The sequence below is a fragment of the Amycolatopsis sp. lyj-109 genome, from assembly GCF_046548995.1.
In the GTDB taxonomy this organism is placed as follows: Bacteria; Actinomycetota; Actinomycetes; order Mycobacteriales; family Pseudonocardiaceae; genus Amycolatopsis.
In genome coordinates, this window is record NZ_JAJPWR010000001.1 from 536,464 (window position 1) to 562,854 (window position 26,391).

Genomic DNA, 26,391 nt, shown 5'->3' on the forward strand with positions numbered 1-26,391 from the left:
ATCGTCGTGGCCGGGGGCTTCGGGGCCGGCAAGACGACGTTCGTCGGTGCGGTCTCGGAGATCGACCCGTTGCGGACCGAAGCCCTCATGACGTCGGCGGCCGTCGGCGTCGACCGGACCGAAGCCGTGCCGGGGAAGGTCGCCACCACGGTCGCGATGGACTTCGGCCGGCTCACTCTGGCCGAGGACCTGGTGCTCTACGTCTTCGGCACGCCCGGCCAGCACCGGTTCTGGTTCATGTGGGACGACCTGGTCTGCGGTGCGGTCGCGGCGATCGTCCTGGTGGACACGCGCCGGCTGGCGGACTCCTTCGCCTCGATCGACTTCTTCGAGTCGCGCGGCCTGCCGTTCCTGATCGCCATCAACCAGTTCCAGGGCACCCGCCAGCACGGGCCCGAGCAGGTACGCGAGGCCCTCAAGGTGCCGGCCGCGGTGGAGGTCGTCACCTGCGACGCGCGTTCGCCGGAGTCGACGAAGCAGACCCTCATCGCCGCGGCCGAGCACGCGCTCGCCGAGCACCACACCCCCCGATCACGGAAAGCTTGAAGGAGCCCGGAAATGCCCATGGACCACGAAGATTTCGCGATGGGCAATTGGCTCGTCGTGCTCGCCTACCTCACCTCGGTGGTGGGCTGCGCCCTCGGTCTCGCCTGCACGCTGCAGGCGCGGTCCACCGACAGCCCGCGGGCCCGGCTGACCTGGCTGGTGCTCGCGGCGGTGTCCATCGGCGGGGTCGGCATCTGGGTGATGCACTTCATCGCGATGCTCGGCTTTTCGACGCCGGGCATGCCGGTGCGGTACGACATCCTGCGCACGGCGCTGTCGGCGATCCTGTCGGTGGTGGCGGTGTTCTGCGGGCTGCTGGTGTTCGGCGTCCGCAACCGGTTCGCGTGGAAGCGGCTGCTGCTCGGCGGGCTGCTGACCGGGCTCGCGGTGGCCGTCATGCACTACACGGGGATGTGGGCGGTGCAGGTCAAGGGCGCGATCGGCTACGACCCGACGCTGGTGGTGCTGTCGGTGATCATCGCCGTCGTGGCGGCCACGGCGGCGCTGTGGTTCACGGTCGGGCTGGACAAGCTGCTGCCCCGGCTGGCGGCGGGCCTGGTGATGGGCGCAGCGGTCACCGGCATGCACTACACCGGCATGGCGGCGGTGCGCCTGCACCTGGACCCGGGCGCGCCCGACCCGGCCGGCACGGAGGTGTTCTCGTTCCTGTTCCCGGTGTTCGTCCTGGCGGCGCTGGCGATGGCGGTGCCGATCTGCGCGGTCCTGATGGCGACGTCGAGTTCGGAGGCGCCCCGCCACACGACGGTCGCCTCCTAGTACCCGCGCCTCCAGGAACGTCTTGAATGACTCATTCAGGACCTCCCAGGTCCTGAATGAGTCATTCAAGACGTCGGGGGGCGGTGGGCACCGGGAACCGGTCGGCGCTGAAGTGCACCAGGATCGCCGTCGCCGTGGCGCAGACGACGTCGCCTGCCTTGAGCTCGCCGGAGGCGTAGAGCTTGCGGCCGTCGCGGCGGACGAACCGCCCTACGGCGGTGAGCGGCACGGCGTACGGCGTCCCCCGGTGGTAGTCGACGGTCAGGGACGCCGTCATCCCCGGGAAGCCGGCCGCGGCGGTGGCCCGGCCGAGCACGTGGTCCAGGACGGCGGCGACCCAGCCGCCGTGCACCCGCCCGGGCGGCCCTTCGTGCGCGGCGCCGAGGAGGACGTCGGCGCACACGGATTCGGGCTCCACCCGCACCCAGGACAGCGGCGGCGCCAGTGGGTTTCCCGGTCCTTCCAAGGGGTTGTTGATGCTCAGGTGACCTCCGCCGTCGAGGGCGGTGAGCAGCAGGGGCCGCGCGCCGCCGGCCGCGCGCAGGGCTTCGGTGACGGCCGCCACCCGGGCGGCCGCGGCGGCGAGGTCGGCTTCGTCGTCGCGCACGCAGACGGAGGCTTCGATCAGCTCGCGGATCCGGGAGCCGAGCAGCGCCCGCCCGGGCGGTACGCCGTCGATGATCGGAAACGGGTTTTCGGTCATCGCGCTCCCCGGGCCCGGAACTAGAACACGTTTCACTCTAGCAGTGGCGGCGGCGGCAGCGGATCAAGCGCGTCACAGCTTCCCGCCGGCCACCGGCGGCATGTCCGGGGCGTCCTCGACCTCGTTGCCGGCTTCGCGGAACAGGTGGTTCTCGACCTCGAACAGGTTGCCGCCGGCCCGCTCGACCACGGTGAGCAGGGTCGACATCTGCGCCACCTCCTCCACCTGTTCCTTGAGGAACCAGTGCACGAACTGCTCGCCGAGGTAGTCCTCCTCCAGCCGCGCGGCCTTCGCCATCGCCTCGATGTCGGCGGTGACCGTGCGTTCCTGGGTCAAGGCGAGCTCGATCGCTTCGTGCACGCTCGAGAAGTCGTTCCGCACTTCGTCGCTGGCCGGGATGGCGACCGGCTCGTCGCGGTCGAGCAGGTAGCGCACCATCGCCAGCGCGTGGTTGCGCTCCTCGATCGCCTGCCGGTAGAAGCGCTTGGCCAGCCGCGGCAGATCGCGCGCGTCGAGCCAGACGGCCAGGGCGATGTACTGCTGGGCGGCGGTGAACTCGTGGCGGATCTGCGTCTGCAGCAGTTCGGCGAACTTCCGGGTTTTGGCCATGCCCCACAACCTACGACGGATCCGGGACGCGCAGCTACGATCGGCGCGGTGACTCCCCTGCCCGACCTGTCCGGCACGATCGCCTGCGTCACCGGTGCTTCCGGGGTGATCGGCCGCGGAATCGCGCTCCGGTTCGCCGAAGCGGGCGCCGCCGTGGCGGTGCACCACCGCCGTCCCGGTGCGGCCGGCGACGTCGTCGCGGCGATCGAAGCCGCGGGCGGCCGGGCGCGTGCGTTCGCCGCCGACCTCACCGACGACCAGGCCTGCCACGCGCTGCTCGACGCCGTCGCGGACTGGGGTGGCCGGCTCGACGCGCTGGTGAACACCGCCGGTGTCCAGCCGGTCGAAGCCCTCGGCGAGCTGACGGTCCGGCGCTGGCGGGAGATGCTGGACGCCACCTTGACGAGCGCGTTCTCCTGCACGCAGGCCGCGGCCCGGCTGATGGGCGACGGCGGAACCGTCACGCACATCGCGTCGATCGAAGCCCGGCAGCCGGCGGCCGGGCACGTCCACTACAGCGCGGCCAAGGCGGCGCTGGTGATGCACGCCCGGGGCGCGGCGCTGGAGTACGGGCCGCGCGGGATCCGCGTCAACACGGTGTCGCCGGGGCTGATCGCGCGGCCGGGGCTGGCGGAGGACTGGCCGGAGGGCGTCGAGCGGTGGCACCGCGCGGCACCACTGGGTCGGCTGGGCACACCCGCCGACGTCGGCAACGCGTGCGTGTTCCTGGCCTCCCCGCTGGCGTCCTGGATCACCGGCCACGACCTCGTCGTCGACGGCGGCGTCACCGCGCACCCGACCTGGTGATCCCGGCCGGTAAGTTCGTGAAGGCCCCCTTGAGGAACTACAAGTTCCTCAAGGGGGCCTTCACGAACTTGGGACGCTGGGGCGTTTCACCTGTTCGCGCGGTATTGCCGCGAGATCGGGTGGTCCGGCCCGGCGTCGGCTTCGGCCGGGTTGCGGGCGTGCAACCATTTGCCGTCGGTCGGCCGCTCCTGGGCCGTCGGGGCTAGCGCCGTGCCGCCGTTCGGCGTAATGGTGAGGGCTCTCGCCGGCGACGGGGCCGGCGGAAGGTGGCAGCCATGGCGGAGCGGTTCGACTTCACCCTCGACCCGGCCGAAGCGGATGTCCTCGGCCAAGCCCTCGGCGTGCCCGCGCGGATCTTCCCGCTCCGCTTCGGGGCGACGCCGGGGGATCCCGAGCGGCTGGCCGCGCTGGCGGACGAGGTCGAGACGGCGCTCGCCGGCCGCCGGCTGTCCGTGCGGGGCCGGCTCAACAGCCGGCTGCGCACGGCGTTCTCGCTGTTCGCCGGGCACCGGGTGCTGGCCGCCATCGCCGGGATCGACGGCCTCGGCGCGACCATCGCGGTGGTCGCGCTGACCGACGGCGCGCAGGCCCTCGGCGTCACCCAGCTCGCCGCGGACGACCGGCTCGAGTTTTCGCTGTTCTCCGACGAGGAGTTCGTCGACGTGCTGGCCGGGGTGCTGCCGGCGGTGGCGGGCGCGGACGGCCCGGCGGTCTCCGTCGAGCGGCGGGCGGACCCCGGGATGTCGGCGATGCGGCGGCGGCGCCTGGCCGAGGCCGAGCACGACGACGAAGAGTCGCTGGCCTTCGACACCCTCGAACTGGGCCCGAGTGTGGGTCCCGGCGAGCCGTGGGAGCCCTCGCCGGACGAGCTCGCCGGGTTCCTGTCGGGCACCCGGTTCGGCAGCGGGCAGATCGTGGTGACCGGCCGCCGGGCGGCGGCGCCCACGCTGGGCTGGGTCGACACGGCGGCGGGCCGGTACCTGGTGCACGCGCAGGCCGGTCCCGACGGGTCCGTGTCGGCGCACTACGAACCGGCCGGACGCGACGTCGTGGCCGAAGCGATCGGACGGGCGGTGGCGCATGTCTACTGAAGGTGGTTTCGCGGTCGGCCCCCAGGTCGGCGCCCAGCTGACGGCGGCGCTCGACGCCGTCGCCGCGACCCTGACGGCGGAAGCGGGCCGGTGGGCGGTGATCGGCGAGCCGCCGCCGCTCGGGGAGACCCCGGCCGGCCGGTTCGTCGCGGCCCGGATGGCGGCTTCGGCAACGGACGAGCGCGGCCTGCTGACCGGGCTCGAGCGGGCCGGGACGGTGTTCCCCCAGTACGTCGAGGCGATCGAGACGGCGGCGAAGAACTACGCCGGCCGGGAGGCCTCGACGCTCTCGGTCTTCTCGGGTCCCGAGTCTTGAACACGGGCTGGCACGAGGACTTCCGGCGCCGGTTGCTGCGGCCGCCGGCACCCGCTGCTGCTCCTGCCCCGGCTGCGGGTCTGGAGCTGCGGCCGGCCACCGGGGTGCCGGTGACGGTGTGGGAGAACGTCCCCCACGAGCAGATGATGACCGAGGTGACGACGAACGCGAACCCGTCGGCGGTCGCGGAGTCGGCGCAGGAGTGGCTCCGCATCGGGGAGGAGCTCCAGCAGCACGAGCGGGCGTTGACCCGCGCGATCGAGGAGAGCCGAACGGACTGGCAGGGCGCGGGCGGCGACGCGGCCCGCCGCCACCTGACGGCGGTCGCGCGGTGGCTCGGCAGCACGGCGCGGGGAGCGTTGCTGGCCGGGCGGCAGCAGCAGGTCCACGCGCAGGCGCTGGAGGAGGTCCGTCGCCGGATGGCGGCGAATCCGCCGGTGGCGTTCTCGGCGGAGACGGCGAACGCGAGGTTGCAGTCGATCACGGACCCGGTCGAGTACGCGCGGCAGCTGGCCGACGACACCCGGGTGCGGCAGGCCCAGGAGGCGGCGCACGCGGAGGCGGCGCGGATCATGACGGAGTTCGACCGGGCGCTGGCGCAGGCGGTGGTGACGCCGTTCTTCGCGGCGCCACCGGAGTTGCCGGGCGTTCCGGTCCGAAGTGGACTCGCGCCGGGCGCGGACGCGGCGGCGGGTGCGCCGGGACGGCCGGTGGAGCGGCTCGGTGCGGTGTCGCCGGTTCCGGCGGCCGGTCCTGGCGTGGAGACGCTGGTGACGAGCGGGGTGCCGGCGCCGGGTGCGACGGGTGTGGGCGGGGTGCAGCCGGTTCCGGCTGGGGCCGGTCCTGGTGTGGAGCCGCTGGTGGCGAGTGGGGTGCCGGTGCCGGGTGCGACGGGTGTGGGCGGGGTGCAGCCGGTTCCGGCGGCTGGGGTGCCGCCGCTGCCGCCGGAACCGCCGCCGCCGGGTTCGGCGGAAGGGACCCGGCCTGCGGCCGGGGTCCGGGGCGAAGTTCCGCCGTTGCCGCAGCCGGATACGAGGGCGGCGCGGTCGGATGCGGCCGGGAGTGGAGTGCCGCCGTTTCCGCAGCCGGATGTGGCGGGGCGGGGTGGCGTGTCGCCTTTCCCGCAGCCGGGTTCGACGGTGCCGGCAGGTGGTTCCTCCGTCCCGCGGCCGGACCCGGCAGGGAGGAGTGGGCCGCCGCCTTTCCCGCAGCCGGATGCGGCGGGGAAGGGTGGCGTCCCTTTCCCGCGGCCGGATGCGGCCGGAAGGGGCGGCGTGCCGTCTTTTCCGCAGCCGGGTTCGACGGTGCCGTCAGGCGCTTCCCCCTTCCCGCAGCCGGGTTCGCCCCTGCCCGGCGTTCCTCCCCACCCGGACTCGACGGCCGCGAGCGGGGCCCGCTTCGTTCCGCCGATCCCGCCGGCGGACCCGGCCGTCGCGGGCCGGATTCCCCCGCCGCTGCCACCCGATCCGACCTCGATCGGCGGAACCGCCGGGCCGAGACCGCTGCCGCCCGCGGCGCCCACGGTCAGCGGTGCGGCCGGGCCCGGCCGGGTGCCGTCGATCGCCCCGGGCGGGGTGCCGTCGCGGGCGGGCGGGGCGGGGTTCGGCCCCGGTGTGCGCGGTGGTCGTCGGCGCGATGATGCCGAGCGGTCCGGCGGCCCGTGGGCACCGGAGCTCTCCGGGGCAGTCCCGGGCGAGACCCCCGCCGGCGCACCCGGCGGGCCGCGGCCACCGGCGGGCCAGCAAGGCGCGCAGACACCGCTGACCGGCCTCCCGCGCGCCGGTGGCAAGCCGGCCGAGGACGAGGAACACCGCGTCGCCGACTACCTCGAAGCCGATCCCGAACTCTTCGCCGCCGAGCAGCCCGTCGTTCCGCCCACGCTCGGTGACTGGAAGAAGAACAAGAATTGGAAGAAGAAGCCGTGACCGGATTCGAAGTCGCCTCGGACGAGCTCACCACGCACGCCGGCCACCTCGATGCGCTGCAGACCCGGCTGGCGGCCGTCTCCGTCGAGGCCGCCGCCGCGTCGATGGCCGGGAACGCCTACGGCCTGCTCTGCTCCTTCCTGCCTCCTTGCGTCAACCCCGTTCAAGACAACGGGAAAGAAGCCTTGGCCGCCACCGTCGAGGCCGTGCGGACCACGGCCGCGAACGTCCGGACCGCCGCCGGCAGCTATCAGCGGCGCGAGGACACCTCCGCCCAGCCCTTCCGCGACTACCTCGCCTGAGAACGGAGACCACCATGACCGGACCCGGTGTCATGGCGATGAACGGCAGCCCCGACGAAGCGAAGGCGCGGCTCGACCAGTGGGCCGCCGGCCTGACCGCCAAGGCCGCGAAGTACGAGTCGGTCGCGCAGCGGACCGATGCCCTGCGGCTCAGCGCCGGCAGCGTGTCGAACTTCGTGAAGGTGACCGTCCGGGCCGACGGCAGCGTCACCGACCTCGAATTCGGGCCCAAGGCGCGGACCGTCCCGATGCCCGAACTCGCCACGCTCATCCTCGACACCATGCGCCGCGCCCAGGCCGGGATCGCCGGGCGGGTCGGCGAGGTCCTGACCGCCGAACTCGGCGACGACGATCCCGAGACGCGGGAGCTGATGCTCGCCGAGCTGCGTGGCCGGTTCCCCGACCCCGACCTCGACGACCCCGACGAACCGACGGCGTCCGAAAGCGGCACCGGCGAAACCACCCAAGACGAGGAACCGTGGTGACCGATTCCGCGTTCGCCGGCGCTTCGCTGCTGGAATCCGCCGCCGACCTCAAGTCCGCCATCGACAGCGGTGACTGGGCCGCCGGTGCGCTCGCCGCCGCCGGTGCCGGGCTCGACGCGCTCGGCGCGGTGATGGACCCGTTCGGCACGATCCTCGCCCAGGGCGTCGGCTGGCTGATGGAGCACGTGGGCCCGCTGAAGGAAGCCCTGGACGCGCTCGCCGGGGATCCCGTGCAGATCTCCGCGAACGCCGAGACGTGGCAGTCCGTCGGCGCACAGCTGTCGGAAATCGGCGCCGACCTGACCGCGATGGCCGCCGCCGACACGCCCAGCTGGACCGGCCCGGCCGCCGACGCCTACCACCAGCGGACCGCCGACACCGTGCAGCTGCTCCTCGCTTCGCAGAACGCCGCCGAGGGGGCGGCCGGCGGGGTGCGCGCCGCCGGGGAACTGGTGGCGGCGGTGCGCTCGCTGGTCCGGGACGTCATCGCCGAGCTGGTCGGCCGGATGATCAGCTGGGCGCTGCAGGTCCTCGGCACGTTCGGCGTCGGCTTGACCTGGGTGGTGCCGCAGGTGGCCCGCGCGGTCGCGTCGACGGCCACGAAGATCGCGGGCCTCACCGGCCGGGTGATCGACGCGCTGGGCCGGCTCATCCCGCTGCTCAAGCGCGCCGGCACGGTGTTCGGCGACGCTTCCGCGGCCCTGCGGCGCGTGGACACCGGCTCGGTGACGCCTTCCCGCACGGTCGGCGACCTGCCGACGAGGCCGGGCGCGGTGGCGAAGCTCCCCGGCGACGGCGGTGCGGTCACGCCCTCCCCCGCGGGCGGGGACCTGCCGGGGGGCGGTGGCTCGACCACCACCCCCGCGCACGCGGGCGGGGATCTTCCGGCGGGTGGTGGCTCGACCACGACACCGGCGCACGCGGGCGGGGATCTGCCGGTGGGCGGTGGCTCGACCACGACACCGGCGCACGCGGGCGGGGACCTGCCGGTGGGCGGTGGCTCGACCACCACTCCCGCGCACGCGGGCGGAAATCAGCCCGCAGCCCCGGGCGGTGGTCCGACCACCCCGTCCCGCCCCGGCCACGACCTGCCCACCGGCCCCGGCGCCGCACCGCCGAAACCGTCCACTCCGGACACTCGCACCACTACCCCGCCCACCACCCCGGCCACCACCAAGCCGTCCTCGGCGCGACCGCTGAGCGACCGCGGCAACCCCGCCGAGCACGATGTCCCCGTCAAGGACCGCACCCTCTGCGCCGACCCCGTCGACGTCGCCACCGGGTGGGTCGTGCTCGCCCAGGACGATGTCCACTTCGCCGGCGCCCTCCCGCTCGTCGTTTCCCGAACCCACCTCTCCTCCTACCGCTACGGCCGCCTCTTCGGCACGTCCTGGGCGTCGACCCTCGACCAGCGCCTCGAAGCCGGCCCCGGCGGGCTGGACCTCGCGCTCGCCGACGGCACCCTGCTGACCTTCCCCGTCCCGGCCGGTGCGGGCCCGGTCTTCCCCGGCACCGGCCCGCGGCTGCGGTTGTGGCGGGACGGCGACGGGTACGTCGTCGGCGATCCGGCCACCGACCGGCTGCTGTTCTTCGAAGCCGACGGCCGGCTGCGGGCCCTCGGCGACGGGGACGGCAACCACGTCCTCATCGCCTACGACCAGGCCGGCCTGCCCGCCGAACTGCGGCACTCCGGCGGCTACCGGCTGCTCGTCGGCACCGAAGACGGCCTGGTCACGTCGCTGCACGTTCCCGGTTCGGACACCCCGCTGGCCCGCTACGCCTACGACGCCCGGCGCCGGCTCACCGAGGTCGTCGACGCCCGCGGGGTCCCGACGCGGTTCACCTACGACGCCGACGGCCGGATTGTCCGCTGGGAGGACTGCACCGGCCGCTGGTACCGCTACGGCTTCGACGCCTTCGGCCGCTGCGTCCGCACCGAGAGCGACGGCGGTCACCTGGACTGCACCCTGGACTACGACCGTAAAAACCGCGTCACCCGGCTCACGAACTCCCTCGGCGCGACCACGACCTACCGGCTCGACGAACGGCTGCGCGTGATCGCCGAGACCGATCCGCTCGGCCACACGTCCACAGTGGACCTCGACGGGTACGGCCGGGTCCGCGGCCGCACCGATGCGCTCGGCCGCACCACCACCTACGAGCTCGACGATGCGGGCAACGTCGTGCGCGTGACCAGGCCGGACGGTGGCGAGGGCGTCTCCGAGTACGACGAGCGCGGCCGTCCCGTGCTGCGTACGGGTCCCGACGGCGCGGTCTGGCGGCGGGCGTACGACGCGCGCGGCAAGCTCGTGCGCACCACCGATCCGCTGGGCGCCGTTACCCAGTACGGGTACGACGAAGCGGGCCACCTCGCCGCCGTCACCGACGCGCTCGGCGGCGTCACCCGGTTCGAGAACAACGCGGCGGGGCTGCCGGTCGCGGTCACCGACCCGCTCGGTGCCGTCACCCGCTACGAATACGACGGCTTCGGCCGGGTCGCCACGGTCGTCAGCCCGCTCGGCGCGGTCACCAGGATGCGCTGGGCGCCCGGCGGCGACCTGCGGGAACGGGTCGAGCCGGACGGCGCGACCTGGCGCTGGTCCGACGCCGAGGGCACCGCCGAGGAAGCCGTCGACGCGCGGGGCCTGGTCAGCCGGACCGAGTTCGGTCCCTTCGACCTGCCCGTCGCCGAAGTGGGCCCGGACGGGCACCGGCTCGAGTTCGCCTACGACACCGAACTGCGGCTCGTGGCGGTGACCAACGAGCAAGGGCTGGTCTGGCGCTACACCTACGACGCCGCCGGCAACCCGGTCGCGGAGACCGACTTCAACGGCCGCACCACGCGTTACGGCTACGACGCCGCGGGGCAGCTCGTCCGGATCGACCGGGCCGACGGCGAAACCGTTCTGCTCGAACGCGACGTCCTGGGCCGGATCGTCACCCGCCGTGCGGGATCCGACGTGGCCGTCTTCGCCTACGACGACGCGGACCGGCTGATCGCCGCCCGCAACGACGTCGCCGACGTCCGCTTCACCCACGACGCGCTCGGCCGGGTGGTCGCGGAGTCCGTCGACGGCCGCGTGGTGCACTCGGAGTACGACGCCCTCGGCCGCCGGACCGTCCGGCGGACGCCTTCGGGTGCCCGGTCCACTTTCACCTACGACGCGGCCGGCCGGCCGGCCGCGCTGCGCACCGGCACCCGGGTGCTGCAGTTCACCCACGATCGCGGCGGCCGCGAACTGTCCCGCCGGCTGGGGCACACCGAGCTGCGGCAGTGGTGGGACCCGCAGGACCGGCTGCTCGGCCAGGCGGTGCGCGCCGGCGAACGGACGACCCAGCGGCGCGACTACGCCTACCTGCCCGACGGTCACCTCGCCGCGGTCACCGACGCGCTCTCCGGACCGCGTGCGTTCGAGGTCGACGCCACCGGGCGGGTGCGCGGGGTGAGCGGGCCCGCGTGGCGGGAGGAGTACGCCTACAGCGCGTCCGGCGCCATCACGCACGCGGGCTGGCCGGCCGGGCCGGACGCCGCGGTCGGGCCGCGCCGGTACGAGGGCACGCTGCTGACCGCCGCCGGGGACACGGTCTACCGGCACGACGCGCTCGGCCGGACGGTCGAGCGGCAGCGGCACGGCCGGATCTGGCGTTACCACTGGAATGCCGACGACCGGCTGACCGCGGTCGGCACCCCGGACGGGGCCGAGTGGGTGTACTCCTACGACGCGCTCGGGCGCCGGATCGCGAAGCTGCGGCTCGACGGCGGCGGGCAGGTCGCCGAGCGGATCGGCTTCACCTGGGACGGCACCGAACTGGCCGAGGAGGTCCACGCCGGGATGACCGTCGCGTGGGACCGGGAGCCCGGGACCGGCCGGCCGATCGCGCAGACCGAGCGCCTGCGCACCGGCGAACGGTTCCACACGATCGTCACCGACCTGGTCGGGGCGCCGGCCGAACTCGTCGACGAGGCGGGCGAGGTCGCCTGGCACCCGCGCACGACGTTGTGGGGCCAGGTCGCGGGCGGGCCCGCGCGGGCGTGGACGCCGTTGCGCTTCCCCGGCCAGTACCACGACCGGGAAACCGGGCTGCACTACAACTTCCACCGCTACTACGACCCGGAAACCGGCCGCTACCTGACCCATGACCCGCTCGGCCTCGGCCCGGCGCCGGATTCGCTGGCGTACGTACCGAACCCGACCCGCCAGATCGACCCGCTCGGGCTCACCGGCGTCACGCCGTGCCAGGCGAGCGGTAGCGGCGGCGGCAAACGACCGCCCGGCAGCAATCCGGGGCTGCCGCCCGGGTCGTCGGGGCCTCAGCCGGCGAAGCGGGCCAAGACCAGCTACGACGACGGCACCCACGGCGCGAAGGGCCGCGAGCAGAAGCGGCTGACGGACCTGTTCGACAACCGGCTGAAGGCGCCGGGCGGTCCGGCGAAGGGGAAGGTCAGCGGCGAAACCCACCAGTCGGAGCACCCGATCGGCTACGAGGTGCTCGGCCGGGGCAGCGCCGCCAAGCGCGGGGCGGGGGAGCAGCAGAAGCTGCTGGAGAACCACGCGCCCGCGTACCAGGAGGAGTACGCGTCGCACCGGGCGCACATCGGGACCGGCACCAGTTCGCGGACCGCGGAGTCCGGGTTCACCGCCCAGTCCTACCGCGATTCCCAGCGCAACGCGCTGGAGGCGGGCGACCCGAACACAGCTCTGCAGCTCAACCAGCTCGACTACGCCCACCAGCAGCACTTCCACACCACGACGGGCAAGGTCGAGGGCGACATCGCAGACGACTCCTTCCACCACATGGTCGACAAGTCGGTGGGCAAGGGCGTCACGTACGCGACGGGCAAGGGCGTCAACGAAACCACGCCGCCGCTGAGCACGCACGACGCCCGGGAGCTGCACGCGGCCCGCGAAGCCGCGCGCACCGGGCGGTTCCCGGACCACCGGACGTACGAGGAAGAGCTGGCGGACATCCACCAGCGCACCTACCGCGACCCGACGCCGAAGGACTGGGAGGCGCTCGAACGCGGCGACTACGACTGATCCTCCGCGGTGCCGGCCGTACTGCCATGAAGGGCACCCTCATGGCTTTTACGTCCATGAGGGTGCCCTTCATGGCCAACCGGAACAGTGGACCGGGATTGCGCTGGATAGCCGACCGTTGTCATTGAGCGGCGCGCGGGTTTAAGCTGGGCCCAACAATCGAATGTTATCGCTAACAGCACAGCGAAAGTTTCGAGAATTCGTCGAATTTCGGATCCGATGGCGAAAGTTTCGGTCGCCACCGGCGCACTGATTCCTGTCCCCAGGAGGTCATGTGAAATACCGGATCCGGTACCCGACCAGGTTTCCGGTGGAGCTCCAGCGGCGTGCTGATCAGCCCGAACAGTGAAATCACCAATCCGAACGGCTGGAGCAAGAACCCGAACGCGGGCGGCGACTACAACAGCCTGCCCTGGCGGCTCGGCCTGCTCACCCAGACCGGCTCGACCTGTTGAGGAGGACGTCGATGAAAACACGGTTACTGGCCGCCGCGGCGGCCCTGGCGATCGCGTTCACCGGACTGACCGGGATCGCGAACGCGGAGTCGAACGGCGGGGTGCGGATCATGCCGCTGGGCGATTCGATCACCTACGGCACGGGCGTGCCCGGCGGGTACCGGATCGGCCTGTGGCAGCGCCTGGCCGCCGGCCGGTACACGAACGACTTCGTCGGTTCGCAGTTCAACGGTCCCGGCAGCCTCTGGGACCACGACCACGAAGGGCACCCCGGCTGGCGCATCGACCAGATCGACGCGAACGTCACCGGCTGGATGCACACGTTCAACCCGCGTTCGGTGCTGCTGCACATCGGCACCAACGACGTGCTGCAGAACTACAACGTCGCCGGCGCGCCCGGCCGGCTGTCCACGCTGATCGACCACCTCACCGCGGCCGCGCCGAACGCCGACGTGTTCGTCGCGCAGCTCATCCCGATCGGGTGGGCGAGCGGGGACGCCGCCGTGCGGACGTTCAACAACGCGCTGCCCGGGATCGTGCAGGGCAAGGTGAACGCCGGCAAGCGCGTGCACCTGGTGAACATGCACAGCGCGGTGTCCACCGCCGACCTCCCCGACGGCGTCCACCCGAACGCCGCCGGCTACGACAAGATGGCGGCCGTCTGGTACAACGCCCTGCGGGCGGTTCCGGGCAGCATCGGCAACCCGCGCGCCGCCGCGGCGACCCTGGGTTCGGCGGCCGCCGCCAAGGGCAGGACATCGTGAACCACGCCCAGACGTCAACGAGGCGTGCCGATCGACTGCGTCGGCTTCCAGGCCCAGCGGCAGCACGCCGCTGCTGTGCGACGGCAACTACGCCAAGAAACCGGCCTGCACCGCCGTGCTCCAGGCCTTCGGTGCGGCATAAGGGAGAAACGCGATGAAACGCATGCTCGGTGTCCTGCTGGCACTGGTGGTCATGGTCACCGGCCTGGCTTCGCCCGCCCAGGCGGCCGCGCTGACCAGGGTGACGAACTTCGGCAACAACCCGACGAACCTGAACATGTACGTCTACGTCCCCGACCGGGTGGCGGCCAAGCCGGCGCTGCTGGTGCTGGTGCACTACTGCGGCGGCTCGGCGAGCTCGATCTTCGGCTGGAACGGCAAGGACTACGTCACCGCGGCCGACCGCTACGGGTACGTCATGGTCCTGCCGGAAGCGACCCGCAGCGAGAAGTGCTTCGACGTCTCGACGCCGAACGCGTTGCGGCGGGGCGGCGGCGGGGACTCGACCGGCATCATGTCCATGGTCGCCTACGCCAAGTCCCGCTACAACGTCGATCCGGCGCGGGTCGTCGTCAGCGGGTTCTCCTCCGGGGCGATGATGACGAACGTGCTGGCCGCCCAGTACCCCGACGTGTTCGCGGCGGGCTCGGCGTTCTCCGGCGTGCCCGCCGGGTGCTTCGCCACCACGAACGGCTCGCTGTGGAACAGCACCTGCTCGGGCGGGAAGTCGATCAAGACCGCGCAGCAGTGGGGTGACACGGCCCGGGCGATGTACCCGGGCTACACCGGCCGCTACCCGCGGATGCAGCTGTGGCACGGCACCACCGACACGACACTGTCGTACCCGAACTTCGGGGAAGAGCTCAAGCAGTGGACCAACTTGAACGGGTTGAGCCAGACACCGGCGTTCACCGACCACCCGCAGTCGTCGTGGACGCGGACCCGGTACGGCAACACCGGTACCCAGGCCACGGTGGAGGGCGTCAGCATCGCCGGCGTCGGGCACTCCCTGCCGATGACCGGCCAGCTGGCGTACGCCATTTCGTTCCTCGGCCTCGACCACTGACTCTGCCGCAGCCGTCGTGAGTGGTAATTAGGGTTCTAACCCTAATTACCACTCACGACAAGCCGCGGCAGACCTCCTTACCGGCAGAACGAGACTTCCGGGTACCCCGGCTGATCGAGGATCGGCCGCGCCTGGCCACGCAGGTGCTGGTCGAAGAACGCGTTCACGTACGCGCGGGTGATCTCCTGCGCCCGCGCCGCCGCGTTCGGGCCGATGGCGACGCCGAACTCCTCGGCCAGCAGCCCGACGTCGGTGAACGACGCGTGCTGCGTGCCCGCCACCTCGACCCAGCGCTTCCACCCGGTCATCTGCGCGTAGTCGCGTTCCCACGGCACGTTCCCCGGCGCGCACTTCGGCACCTGCTCGTGGTTGACGAACAGGAACGGCCGCGCCAGGCCGGGTGCGGTGAGCGGGAGCTCGGTCGTCCCGTCGATGTCGATCCCGGCCTTGATCCGGCTGTCCGCGACCATCGCCGGGATGGTGCTCGCACCGCCCATGGAGTGCCCGGCCATGCCGATCCGCTCCGGGTCGATCAGGCCCGGCCGGGAACGGAGCAGCGAGTCCAGCACGAACGAGACGTCGGCGGCCCGGCCCCGCTCCAGCTTCTGCCAGAACGCGGTGTCGTGAGGGACTTCGCAGGACGCGCACCCGGCGAAGTGCCCGTCCGGGAAGCTCTGGCCGGCGTTCTCGTAGGTGTGGCCGACCACCGCGACCGCGTACCCGTGGCTGGCCAGGTCTTCGGCCAGTGCGCTCAGCGTGGCGCGGGGCTTGGTGTAGCCGGGGGACAGCACGACCAGTGGCAGCCCGCGCCCGGCGGGCCGGGCGTCGGCCACCGAGTTGGTCACCATCGTCGTGAGCAGGTCCGCGGGTACGTCGAGGCCGCTGCCCTGCAGCAACGCCGCGGACTCCGCTGACGTCAGGTACTGCGTCTTCGGGCCCTTCGCCGAAGCAGCCGGGTAGAAGAGCGAAACCATCAGCTCCCGGTAGGGGACCGACGGCACCCACGGGTCGGGGCGCGAAGTGTCCTTCAGGTACACCGCCGTGCTGCCCACCGGCCGGTCGCCGGTGGGGGCGGGCAGGTACGGCGTGGACGTCCGGGCGAAGGCGACCTCCGGGTACCGCGCGGACGGCTGGTCCAGCAGCGGCTGCGGCCGGCCGCGCAGGTGCTGGTCGAAGAACGCCCGGACGTACGCCGCGGTGATGGCCTGGCCGCGCACGGCCGGGGTGGTCGCGCCGAAGTCGATGCCGAGCTGCTCGCCGACCAGGCCGATGTCGGTGAACGACGGGTGCTGCAGGCCGGCGACGGTGAGCCAGCGTTTCCAGCCCGTCAGCTGCGCCCAGTCCCGCTCCCAGGTGGCGGACTCGTCCCCGGTGCCCGGGGCGTACGTGTTCTGCCGGCCGAGGAACAGGAACGGCCGGTCCAGCCCGGGTGCGAGCAGCGGGTCGTCCGTGGTTCCGTCCATGTCGATCCCGGCCTTGATCCGCGGATCGGCCACCATGGTGCCGATCGTGCTCGCACCGCCGACGGAGTGCCCGGCCATGCCGATCCGGGAACTGTCGAGCAGCGACGCCCACTTCGAGTGCGCCAGCGAGTCCAGGACGAACGAGACGTCCTTCGCCCGGCCGCGCCCCAGCTTCTGCCAGAACTCGAGGTCGTAGTTGCCGCAGGCCGCGCAGCCGGTGACCCGGCCGTCCGGGAAGGTGGTGGCCACGTTCTCGTAGGTGTGGTCGACCAGGACCACCAGGTAGCCGTGGCTCGCCAGGTCCTCGGACAGCGAGGTCAGCTCGGCGCGGGGCCGCTTGAAGCCGGGGGACAGGACGACGGCCGGCAGGCTGCGCCCGGCCGGGTGAGCGTCGACGACGGCGTCGGTGCGGACCGTCGTCATCACCGAGGGCGGGATGCCCTTGATACCGGCTTCGTCGAAGACGGCCTTCGCCTCCGCCTCGGACATGAACTGCTTCTTCGGCCCGTTCGCCGAAGCCGCCGGGTAGAAGAGGGACACCATCAGTTCGCGGTAGGGCACCGAGGGCACCCACGGATCCGGCCGTGAGGTGTCCTTGAGGTACAGGGCGCTCGTGCCGACCGGCCGGTCGCCGGTCGGTTTCGCCAGGGAGAGCGCCGGGTCCGCCGACGCGGACGGCGACATCCACGCGAGGGTGAGCGCGGTGACGACCATGAGGCTCTTGGTTCTCATCCGATGAAGGTCACTTCCGGGTAAGCGGGCGAGGGCGCGGCCAGCAGCGGTTGTGGCCGGCAACGCAGGTGCTGGTCGAAGAAAGCGCTTACGTAGGTCCGCGTGACGGACAGCGCGCGGTACGGGTCGATCGAGTCGCCGAGGTCGACGCCCAGCTGGTCGGCGAGCACACCGAGGTCGGTGAACGACGCGTGGACCGTGCCGGACACCATGAGCCAGCGCTTCCAGCCGGTGAGGTGCGGCCAGTCCGTTTCCCAGTCGTCGTACGGACCGGGGGCGCCCGGGGTGTAGTCGTCCATGCTGCCCAGGAACAGGAACGGCCTGGCCAGCCCGGACGCCGGGAGCGGGACGTGGATGCTGCCGTCGATGTCGGCGCCGGCGCGGATGCGCGGGTCGGCCAGCATCGCCTGGGTGGTGATCGCGCCGCCCGCGGAGTGGCCGGTCATGCCGATCCGCTGCGGGTCGATCAGCGCGCCCAGCTTCGAGCGCAGCAGCTCGTCGAGCACGAACGACGTGTCCCTCGACCGGACCTGCGCGAACTTCTCCCAGAACCCGGGCTGGTCGTCGACCTCACAGGCGGCGCAGCCGGTGACGTGGCCGTCGGGGAAGGTGGTGGCGCGGTTCTCGTAGGTGTGGTCGATCGCCGCCACGGCGTACCCGCGGCTGGCGAGGTCCTCGGCGAGCGCGGTGAGCGTCGCCCGGGGCTGCGTCCAGCCCGGGGACAGCACGACCAGCGGCAGGCCGTGCCACCGCCCGGCCGGCTTCGCGTCGACGACGGCGTTCGTCCGGACCGTGCTGAGGACGTCCAGCGGGAGGCCGGGGATGTTCTGCCGCTCGAGGTTGCGTTCCGACTCGAGCGGGGTCATGTACTGCTTCTTCGGCCCGTTCGCCGAGGTCGCCGGGTAGAAGACGGAGACCATCAGCTCCCGGTAGGGCACCGTGGGCACCCAGGGATCAGGTCGCGAAGTGTCCCTCAAGGACAGTGCGGTGACGCCGACGGGCGAGTGGCCGGTCGGGCGGGGCAGGTAGGGCGTCGTGGCCGCCGAGGCGGGTGACGCGGACAATGTGAGGGTGAGTGCGGTGGCTACCGCGAGAGTGCGCATGATTCCCCCAGTCGGAATCGTCAGGACAGGTGGCGGAGGCGGCGGAAGCTGAACCAGGTGAGCAAGGCCGTCATGACGAGGTAGAGCGCCAGTTCGAGCCACTGCAGCGGCCAGAACCGGGAGCCGGGCTGGTAGGTCACGCGCTGCTGGTAGCCGTTGGTGCCCAGCTGGGCCATGCACTGTTCCATGGTGCCGCGTTCCGGTGGGGCCGCCCCGGGGCCCGGCCTCGGGGCGCAGGTCTGCACGAACTCCGGCAGCGGGTCGGCCACGTTCCCGGCCGGGTCCACGGTTTCGTTCGCCAGTTCCCACGCGCCGGCCGGCTTCCGCACGCCGATCTCGGTGATCCCCTGCTTGTCGTTGCCGGTGATGTTCGTGATGTCGCGCGGGACGATCGGGACCGTGATCTGTTCCGGCGGCAGCAGGTACGGTCGCACGAAGGTCGGCACCAGGAGCAGCACGGCGGCGAGCGTGACGAGCGTGACGGCCATGGCGGCCACGGTCCGCTTCAGCAGCATCCCGACCGCGACGCCGAGCGCGAGGGCGAAGGCGGCGTAGCCGATCGGGACGATGCCGCGGGCGCCGAACACCACCGGCGAGATGCGGGACAACATCCCGCGATCGGTCTGAAGCGCGGAGAGTGCGTCGATCGGGCTCGCCCACCACGACACCGCCCAGCCGAGCAGCCCGGCAGCCACCATCGCGGCCAGCAGGCCGAACCCGAGCTTGGTCGTGAGCCACTGCTTGCGCGTGACGGTCTGGTTCCACACCAGGCTGTGCGTGCCACTCTCCAGTTCGCGCGTGATCATCGGGACGCCCCAGAAGACGCCGATCGCCGCGGGCAGCAGGTACAGCGCCAGGATCGTGCCGCCGAAAAGGGTGTCCTCGTCGGAGAAGTCCGTGCGCCCCACCAGATCGGGTCCGGTGATCGCGAGCACCACGGCGATCGCGATCAGGCCGGCGAACACGGACAACGCGGGGACGCGGAACTGGCGCCAGGCGAGCCAGGTCATCGGAGGACCTCCAGGGCGGGGCGGGCGGCGGTGGGGTTGCTCATGTACTCGAGGACGAGGTCCTCCAGGCCGAGCTGCCCGACCGTCCACGCGGGATCGAGGATCGGGGCTTCGGTGCGGACGAGCACGGTGGTCTGGCGGTCGGTGTGCTTCGCCGAGACGACGTGCTGGTCCGCCGGCAGCGTCTCGACATCGCGGCGCGGCCCGGAAAGCCGGTGGTGCGTGGCGAGCAGCGTCTCCACCTCGCCGATCACCCGGACCTGCGAGTCCACCAGCACGACGAGGTGGTCGCAGACTCGTTCCAGGTCGTTGACCAGGTGCGAGGACATCACGACGGACAACCCGTGCTCGGCGACGGCTTCCATGAGGTCCTGCAGGAACTCCCGGCGCGCCAGCGGGTCCAGCGCGGCGACCGGTTCGTCGAGCAGCAGCAGTTCGGGGCGCTTGGCGATGCCGATCGTGAGCGCCAGCTGGGCGCGCTGGCCGCCGGAGAGCTTGCCGGCGTGCTGCTTCGGGTCCAGCCCGAGCCGTTCGATCCGCTTTTCGGCCAGCGAGGCGTCCCAGCGCGGGTTGAGGTGGGCGCCGAGCCGCAGGTGCTCCTCGATGGACAGTCCACTGTAGACCGGAGTGTTCTGGGCGACGTAGCCGACCTTGGCCAGCTGCTCCGGGCCGCTGCCCGGCACCCCGCCGCACACCTCGATCGTGCCGGTCGTCGGCTCCAGCATGCCGGCCGCGATGTTCAGCAGCGTCGACTTGCCGGCGCCGTTGGGCCCGACGAGTCCGGTGACGTGGCCGGCTTCGATCTCGAGCGTGCAGCCGGCAAGCGCTTGCTTGCGCTTGTACTTCTTGCCCAGTCCCTGGGCGCGCAGGACGGTCACGCTATTTCCTCTCTGGCGGAGTCGCGAAACGTGGACATCAGCAGGGCCTCGATGCTCTCTTCGTCGAGACCGGCCTTGCGGGCCTTGCTCAGCCAGCGGCGCAGGTCCTGCCGAAGCGGCCCGAGCGCGGCGAACGAGGCGCCGCCGTTGAGCGTCGCGGTCACGAACGTGCCGACGCCGGGCCGGGCCGAGACCAGGCCGTCGTGCTCCAGCTCGCGGTAGGCCTTCAGCACGGTGTTCGGGTTGATCGCGAGGCTCGCGACCACGTCCTTGACCTTCGGGAGCTGGTCTCCCTCGGACAGCAGGCCGAGGCGCAGCGCGTGCCGCACCTGCTGGACCAGCTGCTGGTACGGCGACAGGCCGGACCTCGCGTCCAGGTTGAACTCGATCATCGGCAACTCCATTTAACTAGTTGCCTAGCACTATAGCTAAGTAGCACCAGTGAGCGCCAGTGCCTGTCGTGGTGGGCTCCGCCGGAGAGGACCGTGATCTTTTTCGGCCGGCCGAGCCAACCTCGATGCCCCCTCACCCGTCTGTGGTGGCGAAGTGATCGTTTTCTCTCCGAAGGGACTTTTCGTGCGTCGATTTTCTGGGGGAGGCATCGTCCGCGGCGTGGTCGTCGCGCTCGGTGTCTCGATGGCCGTCGCGGCGGGACCGGCGGTCGCGTCCGCGGCACCGGCTTCCATCGACAAGGTGCCGACGCCGCAGCTGAGCTGGACGGACTGCGCGGACGGGTTCCAGTGCGCCAAGGCATCGGTGCCGCTGGACTACGACCGGCCGGCCGGCGCGAAGATCGACCTCGCGCTCATCAAGCTGCCCGCCACCGATCCCCAGCACCGGATCGGTTCCCTGTTCGTCAACTTCGGCGGCCCCGGCGCGTCCGGCCTGCAGCGGCTGCGGGAGCGCGGCAAGTGGCCGTGGCTGTTCTCCGACGAGCTGCGCGCCCGGTTCGACCTGGTGTCGTGGGACCCGCGCGGGATCGCCAACAGCACGGCCGTCCGGTGCTTCGACACCCTGGCCGAGCAGCAGGACTTCTTCGGGTCGTTCCCGGAGATGCCGGGCGACCCGAGCGGCAACGCGGCCTTCTACGCCAAGTCGAAGGAACTCGCCGACCGCTGCTCGGCGAAGGCGGGCCCGATCCTGGAGCACGTCTCCACCGCCAACACCGCCCGTGACCTGGAGCTGCTGCGCCGCGCGGTCGGCGACCCGAAGCTGAACTACCACGGCATTTCCTACGGGACGCAGCTCGGGGCGACCTACGCGAACCTGTTCCCGAACCGGATCCGGGCCATGGTGTTCGACGGCACCATGGACTTCGCCGGCAACTCGACCGGCCAGAACGGCAACGGCAAGAGCGTCCCGCTGGACACCCGCCAGGACGTCGCGACCGGCATCGCGCAGACCTTCGAGCAGTTCCTGCGGCTGTGCACGGAAGCGGGCCCGAAGTGCGCGTTCTCTTCGGGTGACCCGAAGGCGAAGTGGGCGGCGCTGACGGCGCGTGCCAAGCAGGCCCCGATCGTCAGCGACGGCGAGACGTGGACCTACTCGGGCATCATCAACGCGGCGGCCGACCTGTCCGACTCGCGGGGCTGGGCGGACATCGCCACGCTGCTGCAGCGCCTGTACGACGCTCCGGCCACGCCGGCCCTGCGGTCGGCCGCGGTCAAGGGTGAGCAGTACACCTCGAACCGGACCGAGTCGTTCAACGCCATCCAGTGCTCCGACAGCGACGTGCCCACCGACCCGGCGGTCTACAGCCGCTACGCCGAGTCGGAAGACCAGCGCGTGCCGTACTTCGGGCGGATCGCGGTGCTGGACATGATGAGCTGCGCGTTCTGGAAGGCGAAGGACACCGACCGCTACACGGGCCCGTGGAACCGCCCGACGTCGGCGGAGATCCTCGTGCTGAACAACCGCTACGACCCGTCCACCCCGCTGCCCGGCGCCCGCGACGGCGCCGCGGAGTTGGCGCGGGCCCGGGTGTTCGTGACCGAGGGCTACGGCCACTCCTCGATGTACGTGCCGAGCACGTGCACCGAGCAGGTCAAGCGGGACTACCTGATCTCGGGGACCTTCCCCGCGGCGGGAAAGACCTGCACGATCGACGCCAGCCCCTTCGCGGGCTGAGCCCGGGTCCCAACGACCGAGGGGCACTTTCACGTGAAAGTGCCCCTCGGTCGTTCGGGGTCGCCACGAAGGCGACCCGCGGGTGCTGCATCGACGCCAGGCTGAGGATGTCGCGGCCGAACAGCGCCTGCGTCAGCCACACCGCGAGCACCCGGACCTTGCGTTCCCAGGTGGGCACGGCGAGCACGTGGTAGCCGCGGTGCATCAGCCACGCCGGGAGTCCTTTGAGGACCAGGCGCTGGTACTGGAAGATCCCGCGGCCCAGGCCGAGCGTCGCGATCGCACCGAGGCTGTGGTGCACGTACGGCTTCGGCGCCCGGCCGCGCAGCGTCGCGATGATGTTGCGGGCCAGGAGTTTCCCCTGCCGGTAGGCGTGCTGGGCGTTGGGCACGGTGCGCGCGCCCGGAACCGGCGAGGCGAGGTCGGGCACCGCGGCGTCGTCCCCGGCGGCCCAGGCGTCGGCCACGGGCTCGGCTTCGGTGCCGACCCGCAGATCCGGTCGTACGACGACGAAGCCGCGCTCGTCGACCGGGAAGTCGGTGTGCCGGGCGATGACCGGGTCGACGAGGGTGACCTCGGCCTCGTGGTGCCGCAGGTTCTTCTCGAGCTTCCAGGCGGCGTAGAACCCGGCGTAACCACCACCGACGATCAGGATCCGGCGCATCTCGTCCTCTTTTATCCCTTCACCCCCTGGACGAGGCAGCGGACCCCGGTGTGACCGCGATGCGCGTCACAGCGGATGCGGCAGAATCCCGGAGATGGCTTCCCGGCATGACGGCGACACCTGGGATCTGGCGTCGAGCGTCGGCGCGACCGCCACGATGGCCGCGGCGGCGCGGGCGATGGCGACCCGCTCGGATCCCGCGCGCATCGACGACCGGTTCGCCGAACCGCTCGTCCGGGCGGTCGGCGTCGACCTGCTCACCCGGCTGGCGAGCGGCGAAGCGGCCCCCGGCGACCTCGTCGAGCAGGTGTGGATCGACGTGGCCAAGGTGCGGACCAGGTTCTACGACGGATTCTTCCGCGAGTCGGCCCTCCCGCAGGTCGTGATCCTGGGTGCGGGGCTGGATTCGCGCGCGTACCGGCTGCCGTGGCCCGCCGGGACCCTCGTGTACGAGGTCGACCGGCCGGAGGTCCTCGAGTTCAAGACCCGCACCCTGGCCGGGCTGGGTGCCGAGCCCACCGCCGAGCGGCGGGTGGTGGCGGCCGACCTGCGCGAGGACTGGCCCGCCGCGCTGTCCGGCGCCGGCTTCGACCCGGGGCAGCCGGCCGCGTGGAGCGCCGAAGGCCTGCTCGGTTACCTGCCGCCCGAGGCGCAGGACCGCCTGCTGGACACCGTCACCAGACTCAGCGCGCCGGGCAGCCGGCTGGCGACGGAAAGCCGGCCCAGCCCGCGACCGGGTGACGACGAGCGGACGAAGGCGGGTCTGGACCGGATCTCCGGACGCTGGCGCGAGCAGAGCTTCGACACGGACATGGCAAGGCTGCGCTATTACGGTGAACGCAACGAAGCGGCGCCCTACCTGACCGCCCGCGGCTGGGTGGTGCGGGGGAGCACCGTCCGCGAGCTGCTCGCCACCCACGGTCTCGCACCCCTGGCGGACGACGACCTGCGCACGGGCGACGTGCGGTACGTCAGCGGCGTCCTCCCCCGGATGTCGTGCCCGGCTTGACAGCGGGCCGCCGGTCTCGCAGTATGCGAACAAGTGTTCGATGATTGTCCTGGGTTCGCCGGCGGGGTTCCGCGGGTGTCTCCGGTACGAGTACGTGGTGCTGGAGGTGAGCGGTGGTGGCGGTGCCGGAGGCGCTGGCCGGGCTCACGGCCATCCCGGGGGTCCGCACGGCCGCGCAGCTGCGTGAGCCGAGTTCGGACGCGAGCCCCGGAGAGCTGCTGACGGTGCTGCCCGAGCTGGCCCACCTCCTTCCCGGCGGCGGGCTGCGGCGCGGCAGCACGGTCTCGGTGCGCGGAGCGACCTCGCTGGTACTGGCGCTTTTGGCGGCGCCAACCCGCGACGGTTCCTGGGCGGCGGTGACGGGCGTGCCGGAGCTGGGCCTGGCGGCGGCGGCGGAACTCGGCGTCGACCTGGAGCGCCTCGCGCTGGTGCCGGACCCGGGCGCGGAGCTGGTGGCGGTGTTGTCGGCGCTGGTGGACGGGTTCGACCTGGTGGTCCTCGGCCGGGCGTCGTCGGTGCAGCCGCAGACGGCACGCCGGCTGGCGGGCCGGGTCCGCAACCGGGGGACGGTCCTGCTGACGGCGGGACCGTGGCCGGGAGCGGACGTGGAGCTGAGCGTGTCGGGCCGCCGCTGGCACGGCCTCACCCAGGACGGGCACGGTCACCTGCGCGCCCGCGACGTGTTGGCGACGAGCCGGGGTCGCGGCGCGGCGGCACGGCCGTTGTCGGTGGGGTTGTCGTTGCCGGGCCCGGAAGGAGCGGTCGCCGGGAGCGGGGGCGGTGGTGGCTTGCCGGGGCGGCGGCTGGTCGAGGTGGCGGGGTGAGCTGCGTGGCGTGGTGGTGGAGGTTGCGCGCCGTGCGCACCCCGGCGCGCAACCTTCCCGGGGAACTCCCGATTTCGCCCCGGCGGCAGGCGCCGGCTGCCGGATGACCGATGCGCCACGGTTGCTCGTGCTGTGGTGCCCGGACTGGCCGGTCGTTGCCGCCGGGGCCGCTGCCGGGAGCCCGCCCACCTCGCCCGCCGCCGTCTTCTCCGCCAACCGCGTCGTGGCCTGCTCCGCTTCCGCGCGGCACCACGGCGTCGGGCGGGGGATGCGGCGCCGGGATGCCCAATCGCGGTGTCCGGGACTCGTGGTGCACCAGCACGATCCCGATCGCGATGCCCGGCTGTTCGAACCCGTGGCCGCCGCCGTCGAAACGCAGGCCGTCGGGGTCGAAGTCGTCCGGCCCGGGCTGGTGGCCGTGCCCGTCGACGGGGCCGCCGGCTACTTCGGCGGGGAGGCCGCCCTCGCCGAGCTGCTCATCGACGAAGTCGCCGCGCGGGCCGGGGTCGAATGCCAGGTCGGGATCGCCGATGGCCTGTTCGCCGCCACCCTCGCCGCCCGTCGGTCGGCTCTCGTCCCGCGGGGCCGGGCAGCCGAATTCCTCGCCCCGCTGTCCATCGCCGAGCTGAACCAGCCCGGCGACGACCGCGGGGAGCTCGTCGACCTGCTCACCCGGCTCGGGCTGCGCACCCTCGGCGCGTTCGCCGCGCTGACCGAACGCGACCTCGCCGGCCGCTTCCCGAAGGACGCCATCGTCGCCCACCGGCTCGCGCGCGGCCTCTCCGAACGTCCGCCGCTGCGGCGCGCCCTGCCGCCGGACCTCGCCGTCACCGAAACCTTCGAAGACCCGCTGCAAAGAATCGACGAAGCCGCCTTCGTCGCGAAGACCCTCGGCGAACGCTTCTTCGCCGGGCTCGCCAACCACGGCCTCGCCTGCACGCGCCTGGCCATCGTCGCCGTCACCGAAGCCGGCGAAGAACGCGTGCGCGTCTGGCGCTGCGCCGAGCCGCTCACCGCCCGGTCGGCCGCCGACCGCGTGCGGTGGCAGTGCGAAGGCTGGCTCACCACGCGGGACCGGCCCACCGCCGGCATCGTCCGGCTGCGCCTCGACCCCGAGGAGGTCGTCGGCGGCCAGGCGCTGCAGCTGCAGCTCGGCTCGGTGGGCCGGGACGCCGACGCCGCCGAACGCGCCGGCCGCGCCCTGGTCCGCATCCAGGGCCTGCTGGGCCCCGACGCGGTCGTCACCCCGCTGCTGGACGGCGGCCGCGGCCCGGCCGAGCGCGTCCGGCTCATCCCGTGGGGCGAGCCGCGCCGCCCGCTCGCCGCGGACCGGCCGTGGCCGGGACGGCTGCCCGCGCCGTCACCGACGGTCGTGCCGCCGCGGCCGGTGCCGGCCGAGGTGCTCGACGCGGTCGGCGACGTCGTCCGCTGCACCGCGCGCGGCGAACTCGGCTACCCGCCGTCGACGGTCGCCGTCGACGGGGGACCGCCCCGCCGGGTCATCGGCTCGGCCGGCCCGTGGGTGGTGCACCCGGCCCTGCCCGGCCGCCGCGGCGAGCGGCCCCTGGCCCGGATCCAGGTCGTGCTGGAAGGCGACACCGTGGCGGACGGCGACATCGCGCTGCTGCTCAGAGCCACCGTCGGCGATGATCCACAGTGGACGGTCGAGGGCTGTTACGACTAGCGCCCCGATCCC

At 72.6% G+C, this 26,391-nt stretch carries 24 protein-coding genes; 16 read left to right on the plus strand and 8 right to left on the minus strand.

Features of this window, described 5'->3' with window-relative positions; genetic code table 11:
• The first annotated feature begins 6 nt into the window (after positions 1–6).
• Together ACLJQF_RS02555 and ACLJQF_RS02560 are read left to right on the plus strand one after the other, a co-directional pair.
• The gene (locus tag ACLJQF_RS02555) at positions 7–546 is read left to right on the plus strand and encodes a GTP-binding protein (protein WP_410606556.1); all 540 of its coding nucleotides are present in this window, start codon (positions 7–9) and stop codon (positions 544–546) included.
• A gap of 18 nt (positions 547–564) precedes the next feature.
• Complete coding sequence (locus ACLJQF_RS02560) at positions 565–1,323, plus strand: MHYT domain-containing protein (RefSeq protein ID WP_410606557.1); 759 nt, start codon at positions 565–567, stop codon at positions 1,321–1,323.
• A 61-nt stretch (positions 1,324–1,384) separates the two neighbouring features.
• On the opposite strand, the gene ACLJQF_RS02565 is transcribed toward ACLJQF_RS02560, so the two are convergent.
• Positions 1,385–2,026, minus strand: coding sequence for a PaaI family thioesterase (locus ACLJQF_RS02565; protein ID WP_410606558.1), 642 nt, complete (start codon positions 2,024–2,026; stop codon positions 1,385–1,387).
• A gap of 72 nt (positions 2,027–2,098) precedes the next feature.
• A complete protein-coding gene (locus ACLJQF_RS02570) occupies positions 2,099–2,635 on the minus strand; it encodes a ferritin (protein WP_410606559.1) in 537 nt (178 codons plus the stop codon).
• 57 nt (positions 2,636–2,692) lie between these two features.
• Between ACLJQF_RS02570 and ACLJQF_RS02575 the strand changes: the two genes are divergently transcribed.
• From ACLJQF_RS02575 to ACLJQF_RS02620, 10 genes are all read left to right on the plus strand, one after another.
• Positions 2,693–3,442, plus strand: coding sequence for an SDR family NAD(P)-dependent oxidoreductase (locus tag ACLJQF_RS02575; RefSeq protein WP_410606816.1), 750 nt, complete (start codon positions 2,693–2,695; stop codon positions 3,440–3,442).
• Positions 3,443–3,717: 275 nt separating this feature from the next.
• A complete protein-coding gene (locus ACLJQF_RS02580) occupies positions 3,718–4,533 on the plus strand; it encodes an ESX secretion-associated protein EspG (RefSeq protein WP_410606560.1) in 816 nt (271 codons plus the stop codon).
• The gene (locus ACLJQF_RS02585; protein ID WP_410606561.1) at positions 4,523–4,849 is read left to right on the plus strand and encodes a hypothetical protein; all 327 of its coding nucleotides are present in this window, start codon (positions 4,523–4,525) and stop codon (positions 4,847–4,849) included. Before ACLJQF_RS02580 ends, ACLJQF_RS02585 begins: the two co-directional genes overlap by 11 nt.
• Complete coding sequence (locus ACLJQF_RS02590; RefSeq protein ID WP_410606562.1) at positions 4,846–6,774, plus strand: hypothetical protein; 1,929 nt, start codon at positions 4,846–4,848, stop codon at positions 6,772–6,774. Before ACLJQF_RS02585 ends, ACLJQF_RS02590 begins: the two co-directional genes overlap by 4 nt.
• Positions 6,771–7,076, plus strand: coding sequence for a type VII secretion target (locus ACLJQF_RS02595; protein WP_410606563.1), 306 nt, complete (start codon positions 6,771–6,773; stop codon positions 7,074–7,076). Before ACLJQF_RS02590 ends, ACLJQF_RS02595 begins: the two co-directional genes overlap by 4 nt.
• 14 nt (positions 7,077–7,090) lie before the next feature.
• The gene (locus tag ACLJQF_RS02600) at positions 7,091–7,561 is read left to right on the plus strand and encodes a YbaB/EbfC family nucleoid-associated protein (RefSeq protein WP_410606564.1); all 471 of its coding nucleotides are present in this window, start codon (positions 7,091–7,093) and stop codon (positions 7,559–7,561) included.
• Entirely contained in the window at positions 7,558–12,600 is a 5,043-nt protein-coding gene (locus ACLJQF_RS02605; RefSeq protein WP_410606565.1) for an RHS repeat-associated core domain-containing protein, read from the plus strand. The genes ACLJQF_RS02600 and ACLJQF_RS02605 overlap by 4 nt, the downstream gene beginning before the upstream one ends.
• Positions 12,601–12,926: 326 nt before the next feature.
• On the plus strand, positions 12,927–13,055 hold the full coding sequence (locus tag ACLJQF_RS02610) for a hypothetical protein (RefSeq protein ID WP_410606566.1): 129 nt from the start codon (positions 12,927–12,929) through the stop codon (positions 13,053–13,055).
• An 11-nt stretch (positions 13,056–13,066) separates the two neighbouring features.
• Positions 13,067–13,819 (plus strand): SGNH/GDSL hydrolase family protein, encoded by a 753-nt coding sequence (locus tag ACLJQF_RS02615; RefSeq protein ID WP_410606567.1) that lies wholly within the window; start codon positions 13,067–13,069, stop codon positions 13,817–13,819.
• Positions 13,820–13,973: 154 nt separating this feature from the next.
• On the plus strand, positions 13,974–14,885 hold the full coding sequence (locus tag ACLJQF_RS02620) for an alpha/beta hydrolase family esterase (RefSeq protein ID WP_410606568.1): 912 nt from the start codon (positions 13,974–13,976) through the stop codon (positions 14,883–14,885).
• Positions 14,886–14,962: 77 nt separating this feature from the next.
• Here the strand turns inward: ACLJQF_RS02620 and ACLJQF_RS02625 are convergent, their stop codons facing one another.
• Genes ACLJQF_RS02625 through ACLJQF_RS02645 form a run of 5 tightly spaced genes read right to left on the minus strand, consistent with a single transcriptional unit; the run spans position 14,963 to position 20,463 of the window.
• On the minus strand, positions 14,963–17,080 hold the full coding sequence (locus tag ACLJQF_RS02625; protein ID WP_410606569.1) for an alpha/beta hydrolase family protein: 2,118 nt from the start codon (positions 17,078–17,080) through the stop codon (positions 14,963–14,965).
• Complete coding sequence (locus ACLJQF_RS02630; RefSeq protein ID WP_410606570.1) at positions 17,077–18,183, minus strand: alpha/beta hydrolase family protein; 1,107 nt, start codon at positions 18,181–18,183, stop codon at positions 17,077–17,079. Before ACLJQF_RS02630 ends, ACLJQF_RS02625 begins: the two co-directional genes overlap by 4 nt.
• Positions 18,184–18,203: 20 nt before the next feature.
• Entirely contained in the window at positions 18,204–19,193 is a 990-nt protein-coding gene (locus ACLJQF_RS02635) for a transporter (protein ID WP_410606571.1), read from the minus strand.
• Positions 19,190–20,071 carry an ABC transporter ATP-binding protein gene (locus tag ACLJQF_RS02640; protein ID WP_410606572.1) on the minus strand — a complete coding sequence of 294 codons (882 nt, stop codon included), beginning with the start codon at positions 20,069–20,071 and terminating at the stop codon, positions 19,190–19,192. The genes ACLJQF_RS02635 and ACLJQF_RS02640 overlap by 4 nt, the downstream gene beginning before the upstream one ends.
• Positions 20,068–20,463, minus strand: a complete 396-nt coding sequence (locus ACLJQF_RS02645) for a GntR family transcriptional regulator (protein WP_410606573.1) — start codon at positions 20,461–20,463, stop codon at positions 20,068–20,070. The genes ACLJQF_RS02640 and ACLJQF_RS02645 overlap by 4 nt, the downstream gene beginning before the upstream one ends.
• A 244-nt stretch (positions 20,464–20,707) precedes the next feature.
• Here ACLJQF_RS02645 and ACLJQF_RS02650 point away from each other — a divergent pair, with 244 nt between their 5' ends.
• Positions 20,708–22,198 carry an alpha/beta hydrolase gene (locus tag ACLJQF_RS02650; RefSeq protein ID WP_410606817.1) on the plus strand — a complete coding sequence of 497 codons (1,491 nt, stop codon included), beginning with the start codon at positions 20,708–20,710 and terminating at the stop codon, positions 22,196–22,198.
• Here ACLJQF_RS02650 and ACLJQF_RS02655 read toward each other — a convergent pair.
• Positions 22,116–22,862 carry a hypothetical protein gene (locus tag ACLJQF_RS02655; RefSeq protein ID WP_410606574.1) on the minus strand — a complete coding sequence of 249 codons (747 nt, stop codon included), beginning with the start codon at positions 22,860–22,862 and terminating at the stop codon, positions 22,116–22,118. The two genes, ACLJQF_RS02650 and ACLJQF_RS02655, sit on opposite strands and share 83 nt — an antisense overlap.
• A gap of 94 nt (positions 22,863–22,956) precedes the next feature.
• Here ACLJQF_RS02655 and ACLJQF_RS02660 point away from each other — a divergent pair, with 94 nt between their 5' ends.
• The 3 genes from ACLJQF_RS02660 (at position 22,957) to ACLJQF_RS02670 (ending at position 26,379) form a co-directional block, all read left to right on the plus strand.
• Entirely contained in the window at positions 22,957–23,871 is a 915-nt protein-coding gene (locus tag ACLJQF_RS02660; RefSeq protein WP_410606575.1) for an SAM-dependent methyltransferase, read from the plus strand.
• A gap of 116 nt (positions 23,872–23,987) precedes the next feature.
• Positions 23,988–24,695: a hypothetical protein gene (locus ACLJQF_RS02665; RefSeq protein ID WP_410606576.1), complete on the plus strand. Its 708-nt coding sequence runs from the start codon at positions 23,988–23,990 to the stop codon at positions 24,693–24,695.
• A 103-nt stretch (positions 24,696–24,798) separates the two neighbouring features.
• Complete coding sequence (locus tag ACLJQF_RS02670) at positions 24,799–26,379, plus strand: DNA polymerase Y family protein (protein WP_410606577.1); 1,581 nt, start codon at positions 24,799–24,801, stop codon at positions 26,377–26,379.
• Positions 26,380–26,391 lie beyond the last annotated feature (12 nt).